The sequence below is a fragment of the Salmonella sp. SAL00670 genome (assembly GCF_046552235.1).
In the GTDB taxonomy this organism is placed as follows: domain Bacteria; phylum Pseudomonadota; class Gammaproteobacteria; order Enterobacterales; family Enterobacteriaceae; genus Salmonella; species Salmonella enterica.
The window spans coordinates 74,775-87,174 of record NZ_JBGDUO010000003.1; the positions used below are offsets into that span (position 1 = coordinate 74,775).

A 12,400-nucleotide genomic window follows, 5' to 3' on the forward strand; every position below is an offset into this window, starting at 1 on the left:
CCGCCCCGCCAGTCAATGCGGGGCGGTAAATTTTTGATATCGGGGGTCGGAATGTATGCTTTAACCCAGGGCCGGATCTTTACCGGTCACGAAATTCTTGATGACCATGCGCTTGTTGTCGCTAATGGCCTGATTGACCGCGTTTGTCCGATGGCCGAACTGCCGCCGGGAATAGAACAACGCTCATTGAATGGGGCCATTCTCTCCCCCGGTTTTATTGATGTGCAGCTAAACGGCTGCGGCGGCGTGCAGTTTAACGATACCGCAGAAGCCGTCAGCGTTGAAACGCTGGAAATTATGCAGAAAGCCAATGAAAAATCGGGCTGTACTAACTTTCTGCCAACGCTTATCACTACCAGCGATGAATTGATGAAACAGGGCATTCGCGTCATGCGCGAATACCTGGAAAAACATCCGCACCAGGCGCTGGGTCTCCACCTGGAAGGGCCCTGGCTTAATCTGGTAAAAAAAGGCACCCATAATCCTGATTTCGTGCGTAAACCAGACGCTGCGCTGGTTGATTTCTTGTGCGATAATGCCGACGTCATCACCAAAGTTACACTCGCGCCGGAAATGGTGCCTGCCGACGTAATCGCTAAACTGGCGAATGCGGGCATTGTGGTTTCCGCAGGTCACTCCAACGCGACGTTAAAAGAGGCGAAAGCGGGCTTCCGCGCCGGGATTACCTTTGCGACTCACCTGTTTAACGCGATGCCGTACATTACAGGGCGTGAGCCGGGCCTTGCTGGCGCTGTTCTGGACGAAGCGGATATTTATTGCGGCGTTATCGCCGATGGTCTGCATGTCGACTACGCCAACATTCGCAATGCCAAACGCCTGAAAGGCGACAAACTTTGTCTGGTGACAGACGCCACCGCACCGGCGGGGGCCAATATTGAGCAGTTCATTTTCGCAGGTAAAACAATATACTACCGCAATGGACTGTGTGTGGATGAAAACGGTACGTTGAGCGGTTCGTCCTTAACCATGATTGAAGGCGTACGCAACCTGGTCGCGCATTGCGGCATCGCGCTGGATGAAGTGCTGCGCATGGCAACGCTCTATCCGGCACGCGCTATCGGCGTTGATAAACATCTCGGTAGCATTGCGCCGGGTAAAGTCGCCAACCTGACCGCGTTCACCCACGATTTTAAAATTATCAAGACCATCGTTAATGGTGACGAGGTCGTTGACTTGAGTAAGTGAGAATATGACACCAGGCGGACAAGCTCAGATAGGTAACGTTGATCTCGTAAAACAGCTTAACAGCGCGGCCGTTTACCGCCTGATTGACCAGCATGGTCCTATCTCGCGCATACAAATTGCCGAGCAAAGCCAGCTTGCCCCCGCCAGCGTAACGAAAATTACGCGTCAACTCATTGAACGCGGGCTGATCAAAGAAGTCGATCAGCAGGCCTCTACCGGAGGCCGCCGCGCTATCTCTATCGTCACGGAAACCCGCAACTTCCATGCCATTGGCGTTCGCCTGGGGCGTCATGACACCACTTTAACGCTCTACGATCTGAGCAGTAAAGTGGTCGCTGAGGAGCATTATCCGCTACCGGAGCGCACCCAGGAGACGCTGGAACATGCGCTGCTCAACACCATCGCCGTCTTTATTGATAGCTGTCAGCGTAAAATTCGTGAATTGATCGCTATCTCGGTGATCCTGCCAGGGCTTGTCGATCCGGAAAGCGGCGTGATTCGTTACATGCCGCACATTCAGGTTGAAAACTGGGGACTGGTCGAAGCGCTGGAAAAACGGTTTCACGTTACCTGTTTCGTGGGACACGATATCCGTAGCCTGGCGCTGGCGGAACACTACTTCGGCGCCAGTCAGGATTGCGAGGACTCGATTCTGGTGCGCGTTCATCGTGGTACTGGCGCCGGGATTATCTCCAACGGACGCATCTTCATTGGCCGTAACGGCAACGTCGGCGAAATTGGGCATATTCAGGTGGAGCCGTTGGGCGAGCGCTGCCACTGCGGTAATTTCGGCTGTCTGGAAACCATTGCCGCCAATGCGGCGATTGAACAACGGGTGCTGAATTTGCTTAAACAAGGGTATCAAAGCCGTGTTCCGCTTGACGACTGCACGATTAAAACCATCTGTAAGGCGGCAAACCGGGGCGACAGCCTGGCCTCGGAAGTCATTGAGCATGTTGGTCGCCATTTGGGCAAAACGATCGCCATTGCTATCAACCTGTTTAATCCGCAAAAAATCGTCATTGCCGGCGAGATCATTGAAGCCGATAAAGTCCTGTTGCCCGCTATCGAAAGCTGTATCAATACGCAGGCGTTAAAGGCATTTCGCAAAAATTTGCCGGTGGTACGCTCCACGCTGGATCACCGTTCTGCTATCGGCGCATTTGCCTTAGTTAAACGCGCCATGCTCAACGGAACATTGCTGCAACGTTTGCTGGAAAGTTGATGCGCTCTTATAGTATCGGATTATTCACAAATTCCCTGGGTAGTTCATGACCATCAAGAATGTAATCTGCGATATCGACGGCGTGCTGATGCACGACAACGTAGCCGTACCCGGTGCGGCGGAATTTCTGACGGGGATTCTGGAAAAAGGTTTGCCGCTGGTGCTGCTGACCAATTACCCGTCGCAAACCGGCCAGGATCTGGCGAACCGTTTTGCTACCGCTGGCGTTAACGTGCCGGACAGCGTGTTTTATACTTCAGCAATGGCGACAGCCGATTTTCTGCGCCGTCAGGAAGGTAAGAAAGCGTATGTCGTGGGCGAAGGCGCGCTCATTCACGAGCTCTATAAAGCGGGTTTTACCATTACCGATGTGAACCCTGATTTTGTCATCGTTGGAGAAACCCGCTCCTACAACTGGGACATGATGCATAAAGCAGCATTTTTCGTCGCCAATGGCGCGCGCTTTATCGCTACCAACCCGGATACTCACGGTCGCGGCTTTTATCCGGCCTGCGGCGCGCTGTGCGCAGGCATTGAAAAAATTTCCGGCCGGAAGCCGTTTTATGTCGGCAAACCCAGCCCGTGGATCATCCGCGCGGCGTTAAACAAAATGCAGGCGCACTCGGAAGAGACCGTTATCGTCGGCGACAACCTGCGCACCGACATTCTGGCGGGGTTCCAGGCCGGTCTGGAGACCATTCTGGTGCTTTCAGGCGTATCAACAATCAATGATATTGACAGTATGCCGTTCCGCCCAAGCTGGATTTACCCTTCCGTCGCCGAGATAGACGTTATCTAAACCTGCCCCCTGCCCGATGACGCGCAGCTTTCAGGCCTACGGTTCGAACAACATTGTAGGCCTGATAAGCGAAACGTCATCAGGAAAAACATAATTCAATTAAACCACGATAAAACTGAAGATCCATCAATAAATCCGCGCAATACGTAATCATTTTTCACTAATCAACAATGACGATTGCATTTTTCATTTTTCAGACCGTAATCCCCTTGCGCCTTCCACGCCTTTGCGGCATTTTTTAGTCAAGCAAACACAAAAAGTACGACGCAACAGATTAACGGAGAAGGCTATGTGTTCTATTTTCGGCGTATTCGATATCAAAACAGATGCAGCGGAACTGCGTAAAAAAGCCCTTGAACTGTCACGCCTGATGCGCCATCGCGGCCCGGACTGGTCCGGCATCTACGCTTGCGATAACGCGATTCTCGCACATGAACGTTTGTCGATTGTTGATGTTAACGCCGGCGCCCAGCCCCTGTATAACGCCAGAAAAACCCACGTGCTGGCGGTGAACGGTGAAATTTATAACCATCAAACGTTACGCGCGGAGTATGGCGATCGTTACGCGTTCCAGACAGGCTCCGACTGCGAAGTTATTCTCGCGCTATATCAGGAAAAAGGGCCGGATTTCCTTGACGATTTACAGGGGATGTTCGCCTTCGCCCTGTATGACAGCGAAAAAGACGCTTATCTGATTGGTCGTGACCATATCGGTATTATTCCGCTCTACATGGGCTATGACGAATTCGGCAACTTCTACGTAGCGTCAGAAATGAAAGCGCTGACCCCGGTCTGCCGCACCATTAAAGAGTTCCCGGCGGGCAGCTACCTGTGGAGCAAAGACGGCGAAATTCGTCAGTACTATCAGCGCGACTGGTTCGATTACGATGCGGTAAAAGACAACGTCACCGACAAAAACGCGCTGCGCCAGGCGCTGGAAGAATCCGTGAAAAGCCACCTGATGTCCGACGTGCCCTATGGCGTGCTGCTCTCCGGCGGTCTGGACTCGTCGGTTATTTCGGCAATCACCAAAAAATTCGCCGCCCGTCGCGTCGAAGATCAGGAGCGCTCCGAAGCCTGGTGGCCACAGTTGCACTCTTTTGCGGTCGGTCTGGAAGGTTCGCCTGACCTGAAGGCGGCCCAGGAAGTGGCTAACCACCTCGGCACCGTGCACCATGAAATTCACTTCACCGTGCAGGAAGGCCTTGATGCCATTCGTGATGTTATCTATCACATTGAAACCTATGACGTGACCACTATCCGCGCCTCAACGCCGATGTATCTGATGTCGCGTAAGATCAAAGCGATGGGCATCAAAATGGTGCTCTCCGGCGAAGGTTCCGATGAGGTGTTTGGCGGCTACCTGTACTTCCATAAAGCGCCGAACGCCAAAGAGTTACATGAAGAGACGGTCCGTAAGCTACAGGCGCTGCATATGTATGACTGCGCCCGCGCCAACAAAGCGATGTCCGCCTGGGGCGTGGAAGCGCGCGTACCGTTCCTGGATAAAAAATTCCTCGACGTGGCGATGCGTATCAACCCACAGGATAAAATGTGCGGCAACGGCAAGATGGAAAAACACGTGCTGCGCGAGTGCTTCGAGTCTTATCTGCCAGCAAGCGTCGCGTGGCGTCAGAAAGAGCAGTTCTCTGACGGCGTAGGCTACAGCTGGATCGATACGCTGAAAGAAGTGGCGGCGAAACAGATTTCCGATCAACAACTGGAAACCGCCCGCTTCCGCTTTCCATACAACACGCCGTCGTCTAAAGAGGCGTACTTGTACCGGGAAATTTTTGAAGAATTGTTCCCGGTGCCGAGCGCGGCGGAATGCGTACCCGGCGGCCCGTCCGTGGCCTGTTCTTCCGCCAAAGCCATTGAGTGGGATGAAGCATTCAAAACGATGGATGACCCGTCAGGCCGCGCGGTCGGCGTGCATCAGTCGGCGTACCAGTAAATTAACGATGACGAAAGAGCCCTTAGGGGCTCTTTTTTTATAGCAAACCACTTTCGGAAAAACGATTAATAACCAATAATTGCCGAATATTGCGCCACGCTGTTCGCAACCTAACCAAACAGACACTTTCCGACGTTTTTCGATGAAAAAGAGGTTGACGCTTCAAGGCTCAATACGCATAATGCGCCCCGCAACGCCGATAAGGTAACGCGAAAAAAGATGGCTACGTAGCTCAGTTGGTTAGAGCACATCACTCATAATGATGGGGTCACAGGTTCGAATCCCGTCGTAGCCACCATCTTTTTTGCGGGAGTGGCGAAATTGGTAGACGCACCAGATTTAGGTTCTGGCGCCGCAAGGTGTGCGAGTTCAAGTCTCGCCTCCCGCACCATTCACCGATAAGCGTTGTACGGATGGGGTATCGCCAAGCGGTAAGGCACCGGTTTTTGATACCGGCATTCCCTGGTTCGAATCCAGGTACCCCAGCCATATTTCTTCGAGTTTGCGGTTCACCGCGACGGTATTGGGGTATCGCCAAGCGGTAAGGCACCGGTTTTTGATACCGGCATTCCCTGGTTCGAATCCAGGTACCCCAGCCATCGAAGAAATCATCTGGCTACGTAGCTCAGTTGGTTAGAGCACATCACTCATAATGATGGGGTCACAGGTTCGAATCCCGTCGTAGCCACCATATTCAGAACGCGTCGAGATATTCGACCGGTTCGAAAATAATTTGTTGGGGTATCGCCAAGCGGTAAGGCACCGGATTCTGATTCCGGCATTCCGAGGTTCGAATCCTCGTACCCCAGCCAGTTTTAAAGACGCTCTGCTAACGAGCGCAAGAAGTACGACAATTGGGGTATCGCCAAGCGGTAAGGCACCGGATTCTGATTCCGGCATTCCGAGGTTCGAATCCTCGTACCCCAGCCACCTTTAAAAAGCTCGCTTCGGCGAGCTTTTTGCTTTTCTGCGTTTATAAATTCCGAAAGAGGTTTCCCCCTTAATGCCCTGCTATCAGTAAAACGCTATGATAAAGCCTTACAGGGATCGTTCGGTAACCTCACAATGAATTACCAGTTTTGTTGGTATCTCTTTTTGCGGCCATTAACATTTTTTATGGTCGTCTTGCTCTGCGCTTTCACCTTCATTGATATCACGGCCAGCGCCGCCTGGTTGATTATTTTGGGTCTGGTTTACCCCGTGGCAGTGTCAATGAGGCTACATATACTGCACCAGAAAAAGGCCGTCATGTTGCGCCAGAATAGTGCGGAATGGATAGTGTATCTGCCAGGGATCCCTGTGCAAGAAAAACAAAGCGCGCTGATTAATGTCGCGTTTTCCTCGAAAACGGCGCTGCGTGGATTCTATATTCGCGCCCTGTCCAGCAAAGTCATTCTTCACATCATCACTTTTTATATTCTGTGGTTTGATGTCCAACATGCAACACTGACGTGGTATCGGATTATCGCCGCATTAATCACCCTGGCGATTCTTGTAAAATCAATGAGTTCCACATTACTGATGCTACATAAAGTAGTACGTTGCCAATACAACGTATGCACAATTGAAATGGCATCACCTTGGTATGAAATTGATTTTAAAGGGAAATTAGGTTTATGTGCTTTATTTGCAGTAAAGTAAGATGTCAATACGCTTACCCGACCTGCAATTGAGCGTTTTTACAAACCGGGTAAGGCATTCAACGGGTTACAACCCCAACGCATACTTAAGCGCCTGACGTTTTAGCACGCCTGCGCGCTGCGCCGCCATCAGCCCCATATTGCGTAAAATACGCAGCGGCGGCAGTTCATTGCTGAACCCGGCATAAAACAGATCCATTCCACTTTGCATCATAAAATTATCTGCCATGCGCCGCGTCTGATAGCGTTTCAACACCGAATGGCTGGCCCAGGACTCGCCATAGCTACGGGCACTCGCCAGCACATCAATCAACGCATCAACATCCCGATACCCCAGGTTGACGCCCTGCCCGGCCAGCGGATGAATGGTATGCGCCGCGTCGCCTACCTGCGCCAGCCCCGGTTGCGCATACTGCAACGCGTGACGACGGGTTAGCGGAAACGCGCCCGCCGCGACAGGCATCACCGCCCCCAGACGCGCCGGAAAGTGCTGGTTAATTTCCACCTGCAATTGCGTCATCGATAAACCCTGCAACTGGCGAATACGTGCCGGAGCGTCATACCACACCAGCGACGCCCAATCATCGAACAGCGGCAAAAAGGCGCGCGGCCCCGTTGGCGTAAACTGCTGCCAGGTGCTGTCGCCTGGCGCATTTTCACACTTGACGGTGATAAGCATACACGACTGCGCATATTGCCAGGCATGAATGCCAATTCCCGCCATTTGCCGAACCTGCGAATTCGCGCCGTCGGCGCCAATCACTAACTTCGGCGTTACCCATTCGCCGTCGGCCAGTTCCAGCGCATAACCATCGTGGCGGCGGTGCAATGCCGCCAGTGAAGCCGGAACGCGCAGCGTCACGCCGGGGTGCGCTTCCAGCGCCTGCCACAGCGCCTGTTGCAGGACGTTGTTCTCTACCATATAGCCTAACAGCGGCAGCTTGAGTTCAGCGGCGTCGAACACCACATGGGCGTTTTCCCACTCCCAGGTCTCCAGTCGCCGATAAGGATGGCTACGCATCCCCTGCACCGCCTCCCAAACGCCCAGCCCCTTGAGCAGCGCCACGGATGCCGCGCTAATGGCCGAAATCCGCACGTCAGGCTGGCTGTCAGCCACAAACGGTGCAGGCGCGGCATGTTCTATTACCATCACCGTAAACCCTTGCTGCGCCAGACCCAGCGCCAGCGCGCCGCCGACCATTCCCCCGCCGACAATGGCAATTTCCGTTGGTTGATTTGTCATGGTCATTCATCCTGTTACGTTTTAGACAAGTTTACAGGATTTTTTACCCATTAGGACTGACGTCAGTCATACTGGTCACAACCGCGCCAAAGCATTACACTATGCGCCCTGCTTTTCAGCCACTATTTCGCAAGAGCAAGTCGATGACTAAAAAACTCCATATTAAAACCTGGGGCTGTCAGATGAACGAGTACGATTCATCGAAGATGGCCGATCTGCTGGACGCCACCCACGGCTATCAACTGACCGACGTGGCGGAAGAGGCGGATGTGCTGCTGTTGAATACCTGCTCAATCCGCGAGAAGGCTCAGGAAAAAGTCTTCCATCAATTAGGTCGCTGGAGACTGTTAAAAGAGAAAAATCCCGATCTGATTATCGGCGTCGGCGGCTGCGTGGCTTCCCAGGAAGGCGAGCACATTCGTCAACGCGCCCATTACGTCGACATTATTTTTGGCCCGCAAACCTTACACCGCCTACCGGAGATGATTAACTCCGTGCGTGGCGACCGCAGCCCGGTGGTCGATATCAGCTTCCCGGAAATCGAGAAGTTCGACCGTTTGCCGGAACCGCGCGCCGAAGGCCCGACCGCTTTCGTTTCTATCATGGAAGGCTGCAATAAATATTGTACTTACTGCGTGGTACCGTATACCCGCGGTGAAGAAGTCAGCCGTCCCTCAGACGATATCCTGTTCGAAATCGCCCAGTTAGCGGCGCAGGGCGTGCGTGAGGTCAACCTGCTGGGCCAGAACGTTAACGCCTGGCGCGGAGAAAACTACGACGGCACCACCGGCACCTTTGCCGATCTGCTGCGTCTGGTTGCCGCCATCGACGGCATTGACCGTATTCGCTTTACCACCAGCCATCCGATTGAGTTCACCGACGATATTATCGAGGTGTACCGCGATACGCCGGAACTGGTCAGTTTCCTGCATCTGCCGGTACAGAGCGGTTCCGATCGCGTGTTGAATCTGATGGGGCGCACACACACTGCGCTGGAATATAAAGCAATCATCCGTAAACTGCGCGCGGCGCGGCCGGACATTCAGATAAGCTCTGACTTTATCGTCGGTTTCCCAGGCGAAACTACCGATGATTTCGAAAAAACCATGAAGCTTATCGCCGACGTCAACTTTGATATGAGCTACAGCTTTATCTTCTCTGCGCGTCCGGGAACGCCGGCTGCCGATATGGTTGATGACGTACCGGAAGAAGAGAAAAAGCAGCGTCTGTATATTCTGCAAGAGCGTATCAATCAGCAGGCGATGGCATGGAGCCGCCGTATGCTCGGCACGACACAGCGCATTCTGGTGGAAGGCACGTCGCGTAAAAACATTATGGAACTGTCTGGCCGTACCGAAAACAATCGGGTGGTGAACTTTGAAGGCACGCCGGAGATGATTGGTAAGTTTGTCGATGTGGAAATTACTGACGTCTATCCGAACTCCCTGCGCGGAAAAGTGGTGCGTACCGAAGATGAAATGGGGCTGCGCGTCGCCGAAACGCCGGAGTCCGTCATTGCCCGTACCCGTAAAGAAAATGAGCTGGGCGTAGGATTCTACCAGCCTTAATCCTGCAGGAAAGGCAATAATGCCCGATGGCGCTACGCCTGTCGGGCTTCCTGGTCATGGCCTGTCGCCCGACGGGCCTTGCAATTTTCTCTCTTCATCCCCATCTTCATTGCAATGCTTGCGCCTTTTCCCTATGGCGTGAATAATTTCCTTAGATGCCGGTAAATGTTCAGCGTCCGGCGATACAGACACAAGAGGAACAGTTTGAATATAGACACTCGCGAAATTACCCTTGAGCCTGCAGACAACGCCCGTCTGTTAAGCCTTTGCGGGCCGTTTGATGACAATATTAAACAGCTCGAACGTCGTCTCGGTATTGAAATCAACCGCCGTGACAATCACTTTAAACTGACCGGTCGTCCGATTTGCGTGACCGCGGCGACAGATATTTTGCGAAGTCTGTATGTCGATACCGCACCGATGCGCGGCCAGACTCAGGATATCGAACCGGAACAAATTCATCTGGCGATCAAAGAAGCGCGGGTGCTGGAACAGAGCGCGGAAAGCGTGCCTGACTATGGCAAAGCGATCAATATCAAAACCAAGCGCGGCGTGATTAAACCGCGTACCCCGAACCAGGCGCAGTACATCGCCAATATTCTCGATCATGATATTACCTTTGGCGTCGGCCCGGCGGGTACCGGTAAAACTTATCTTGCGGTCGCCGCTGCGGTAGACGCCCTGGAGCGCCAGGAGATTCGCCGTATTCTACTGACCCGTCCGGCGGTGGAAGCGGGCGAAAAACTCGGCTTTCTGCCAGGCGATTTAAGTCAGAAGGTGGACCCGTACCTGCGTCCGCTGTATGACGCGCTGTTCGAAATGCTCGGCTTTGAAAAAGTCGAGAAGCTGATTGAACGCAATGTGATTGAAGTCGCACCGCTGGCCTATATGCGCGGACGCACGTTAAACGACGCCTTTATCATTCTGGATGAAAGCCAGAACACCACTATCGAACAGATGAAGATGTTCCTGACGCGTATCGGCTTTAACTCGAAAGCGGTGATCACCGGCGACGTGACGCAGATTGACCTGCCACGCAACACCAAATCCGGCTTGCGTCATGCCATTGAAGTGCTGGCGGAAGTCGATGAAATCAGCTTTAACTTCTTCCACAGCGAAGACGTGGTGCGCCATCCGGTCGTTGCCCGCATTGTTAACGCCTATGAAGCCTGGGAAGAGGCCGAACAAAAACGCAAAGCGGCATTGGCGGCAGAGCGTAAGCGTGAAGCCCAGGAGCAGGAACAGAAATGAGCCAGGTGATCCTCGATTTACAGTTGGCCTGTGAAAACCACGCGGGCCTGCCGGATGAAGCTCAGTTTCAACGCTGGCTGGACGGCGTTATTCCGCAGTTTCAGGAAGAGGCGGAAGTCACAATCCGTCTGGTGGATGAGGCCGAAAGCCACGACCTTAATTTGACGTACCGCGGGAAAGATAAACCCACTAATGTTCTCTCCTTCCCGTTTGAAGCGCCCCCCGGCATTGAAATGCCGCTACTGGGCGATCTGATTATTTGCCGTCAGGTCGTGGAGCAGGAAGCGCAAGAACAGAGCAAGCCGCTGGAGGCGCACTGGGCGCACATGGTCGTGCACGGTAGCCTGCATTTGCTGGGTTACGATCATATCGACGATGACGAAGCGGAAGAGATGGAGTCTCTCGAAACGGAGATTATGCTTGCTATGGGCTATGAGGATCCGTACATTGCCGAGAAGATTGCAGAATAGTAGCTTGCCGGATGGCGGCGCTTGCGCCTTATCCGGCCTACATTCATGCCTTTTGTAGCCCTGATAAGCGTAGCGTCATCAGGCAAAACATGCCGTCACAGCTGAGTATACGCATGACGAGCTTTGTATTAACTAACATGAGAACCCATACGACGCCATGAGCGACGACAATTCACACAGTAGTGACACAGTAAACAGTAAAAAGGGATTTTTTTCCCTGCTACTCAGCCAGCTTTTCCACGGTGAACCTAAAAACCGTGATGAGTTGCTGGCGCTGATCCGTGATTCCGGGCAGAACGAGCTTATCGATGAAGATACGCGCGATATGCTCGAAGGCGTAATGGACATCGCCGACCAGCGCGTTCGCGATATTATGATCCCGCGCTCCCAGATGATTACCCTGAAACGCAACCAGACGCTGGACGAATGTCTCGATGTTATCATCGAGTCCGCCCACTCGCGTTTTCCGGTGATCAGCGAAGATAAAGATCACATTGAAGGGATTCTGATGGCCAAAGATTTGCTGCCGTTTATGCGCAGCGATGCCGAAGCCTTCAGCATGGACAAAGTGTTACGCACCGCGGTTGTCGTACCGGAAAGCAAACGGGTTGACCGTATGCTCAAGGAATTCCGCTCCCAGCGCTACCATATGGCCATCGTTATCGATGAGTTTGGCGGCGTTTCCGGCCTTGTGACTATCGAAGACATCCTCGAACTGATTGTCGGTGAAATTGAAGATGAGTATGACGAAGAAGACGATATCGACTTCCGTCAGCTTAGCCGCCATACCTGGACGATTCGCGCGCTGGCGTCGATTGAAGACTTCAATGACGCTTTCGGCACCCACTTCAGCGATGAAGAAGTCGATACCATCGGCGGGCTGGTGATGCAGGCGTTCGGCCATTTACCGGCCCGCGGCGAAACCATTGACATTGATGGTTACCAGTTCAAAGTGGCGATGGCCGATAGTCGTCGTATTATTCAGGTGCATGTCAGGATCCCGGATGACTCGCCCCAGCCAAAACTGGACGAATAACAGCAATA

The 12,400-nt window shown here is 53.0% G+C and carries 10 protein-coding genes and 7 tRNA genes; 16 read left to right on the plus strand and 1 reads right to left on the minus strand.

Annotation, left to right across the window (positions count from 1 at the left end):
• Positions 1-51: 51 nt before the first annotated feature.
• The 12 genes from nagA (at position 52) to ACLJRS_RS11395 (ending at position 6,825) form a co-directional block, all read left to right on the plus strand.
• Positions 52-1,206 (plus strand): N-acetylglucosamine-6-phosphate deacetylase, encoded by a 1,155-nt coding sequence (nagA, locus tag ACLJRS_RS11340; protein WP_000271186.1) that lies wholly within the window; start codon positions 52-54, stop codon positions 1,204-1,206.
• 4 nt (positions 1,207-1,210) lie between these two features.
• A complete protein-coding gene (gene nagC, locus ACLJRS_RS11345) occupies positions 1,211-2,431 on the plus strand; it encodes a DNA-binding transcriptional regulator NagC (RefSeq protein ID WP_000187578.1) in 1,221 nt (406 codons plus the stop codon).
• Positions 2,432-2,477: 46 nt separating this feature from the next.
• Positions 2,478-3,230 carry a ribonucleotide monophosphatase NagD gene (nagD, locus tag ACLJRS_RS11350; RefSeq protein ID WP_000153143.1) on the plus strand — a complete coding sequence of 251 codons (753 nt, stop codon included), beginning with the start codon at positions 2,478-2,480 and terminating at the stop codon, positions 3,228-3,230.
• 289 nt (positions 3,231-3,519) lie between these two features.
• On the plus strand, positions 3,520-5,184 hold the full coding sequence (gene asnB, locus ACLJRS_RS11355) for an asparagine synthase B (protein ID WP_000337034.1): 1,665 nt from the start codon (positions 3,520-3,522) through the stop codon (positions 5,182-5,184).
• Between the two features lie 221 nt (positions 5,185-5,405).
• Positions 5,406-5,482: transfer RNA gene (locus ACLJRS_RS11360), tRNA-Met, on the plus strand.
• 8 nt (positions 5,483-5,490) lie between these two features.
• Positions 5,491-5,575, plus strand: a tRNA-Leu gene (locus ACLJRS_RS11365).
• 23 nt (positions 5,576-5,598) lie between these two features.
• A tRNA-Gln gene (locus tag ACLJRS_RS11370) sits at positions 5,599-5,673 on the plus strand.
• A 35-nt stretch (positions 5,674-5,708) separates the two neighbouring features.
• Positions 5,709-5,783: transfer RNA gene (locus ACLJRS_RS11375), tRNA-Gln, on the plus strand.
• Positions 5,784-5,798: 15 nt separating this feature from the next.
• Positions 5,799-5,875: transfer RNA gene (locus ACLJRS_RS11380), tRNA-Met, on the plus strand.
• A gap of 46 nt (positions 5,876-5,921) precedes the next feature.
• A tRNA-Gln gene (locus tag ACLJRS_RS11385) sits at positions 5,922-5,996 on the plus strand.
• 43 nt (positions 5,997-6,039) lie between these two features.
• Positions 6,040-6,114 (plus strand) — tRNA-Gln (locus ACLJRS_RS11390).
• 135 nt (positions 6,115-6,249) lie between these two features.
• A complete protein-coding gene (locus ACLJRS_RS11395; protein ID WP_001109079.1) occupies positions 6,250-6,825 on the plus strand; it encodes a membrane protein in 576 nt (191 codons plus the stop codon).
• A 66-nt stretch (positions 6,826-6,891) separates the two neighbouring features.
• Here the strand turns inward: ACLJRS_RS11395 and ubiF are convergent, their stop codons facing one another.
• Complete coding sequence (gene ubiF / locus ACLJRS_RS11400; protein ID WP_410957809.1) at positions 6,892-8,067, minus strand: 3-demethoxyubiquinol 3-hydroxylase; 1,176 nt, start codon at positions 8,065-8,067, stop codon at positions 6,892-6,894.
• Positions 8,068-8,210: 143 nt separating this feature from the next.
• Between ubiF and miaB the strand changes: the two genes are divergently transcribed.
• The 4 genes from miaB (at position 8,211) to corC (ending at position 12,392) form a co-directional block, all read left to right on the plus strand.
• Entirely contained in the window at positions 8,211-9,635 is a 1,425-nt protein-coding gene (gene miaB / locus ACLJRS_RS11405; RefSeq protein WP_001519200.1) for a tRNA (N6-isopentenyl adenosine(37)-C2)-methylthiotransferase MiaB, read from the plus strand.
• A gap of 204 nt (positions 9,636-9,839) precedes the next feature.
• Positions 9,840-10,886 carry a PhoH family protein gene (locus ACLJRS_RS11410; protein WP_001018045.1) on the plus strand — a complete coding sequence of 349 codons (1,047 nt, stop codon included), beginning with the start codon at positions 9,840-9,842 and terminating at the stop codon, positions 10,884-10,886.
• The gene (gene ybeY, locus ACLJRS_RS11415) at positions 10,883-11,356 is read left to right on the plus strand and encodes an rRNA maturation RNase YbeY (RefSeq protein WP_000084477.1); all 474 of its coding nucleotides are present in this window, start codon (positions 10,883-10,885) and stop codon (positions 11,354-11,356) included. Before ACLJRS_RS11410 ends, ybeY begins: the two co-directional genes overlap by 4 nt.
• Before the next feature lie 157 nt (positions 11,357-11,513).
• Positions 11,514-12,392 carry a CNNM family magnesium/cobalt transport protein CorC gene (gene corC, locus ACLJRS_RS11420; RefSeq protein WP_001278615.1) on the plus strand — a complete coding sequence of 293 codons (879 nt, stop codon included), beginning with the start codon at positions 11,514-11,516 and terminating at the stop codon, positions 12,390-12,392.
• Positions 12,393-12,400 lie beyond the last annotated feature (8 nt).

Coding starts and splice junctions, on each gene's coding strand:
- nagA (WP_000271186.1), top strand. CDS start 52: ATGTATGCTTTAACCCAGGGCCGGATCTTTACCGGTCACGAAATTCTT.
- nagC (WP_000187578.1), top strand. CDS start 1,211: ATGACACCAGGCGGACAAGCTCAGATAGGTAACGTTGATCTCGTAAAA.
- nagD (WP_000153143.1), top strand. CDS start 2,478: ATGACCATCAAGAATGTAATCTGCGATATCGACGGCGTGCTGATGCAC.
- asnB (WP_000337034.1), top strand. CDS start 3,520: ATGTGTTCTATTTTCGGCGTATTCGATATCAAAACAGATGCAGCGGAA.
- ACLJRS_RS11395 (WP_001109079.1), top strand. CDS start 6,250: ATGAATTACCAGTTTTGTTGGTATCTCTTTTTGCGGCCATTAACATTT.
- ubiF (WP_410957809.1), bottom strand. CDS start 8,067: ATGACAAATCAACCAACGGAAATTGCCATTGTCGGCGGGGGAATGGTC.
- miaB (WP_001519200.1), top strand. CDS start 8,211: ATGACTAAAAAACTCCATATTAAAACCTGGGGCTGTCAGATGAACGAG.
- ybeY (WP_000084477.1), top strand. CDS start 10,883: ATGAGCCAGGTGATCCTCGATTTACAGTTGGCCTGTGAAAACCACGCG.
- corC (WP_001278615.1), top strand. CDS start 11,514: ATGAGCGACGACAATTCACACAGTAGTGACACAGTAAACAGTAAAAAG.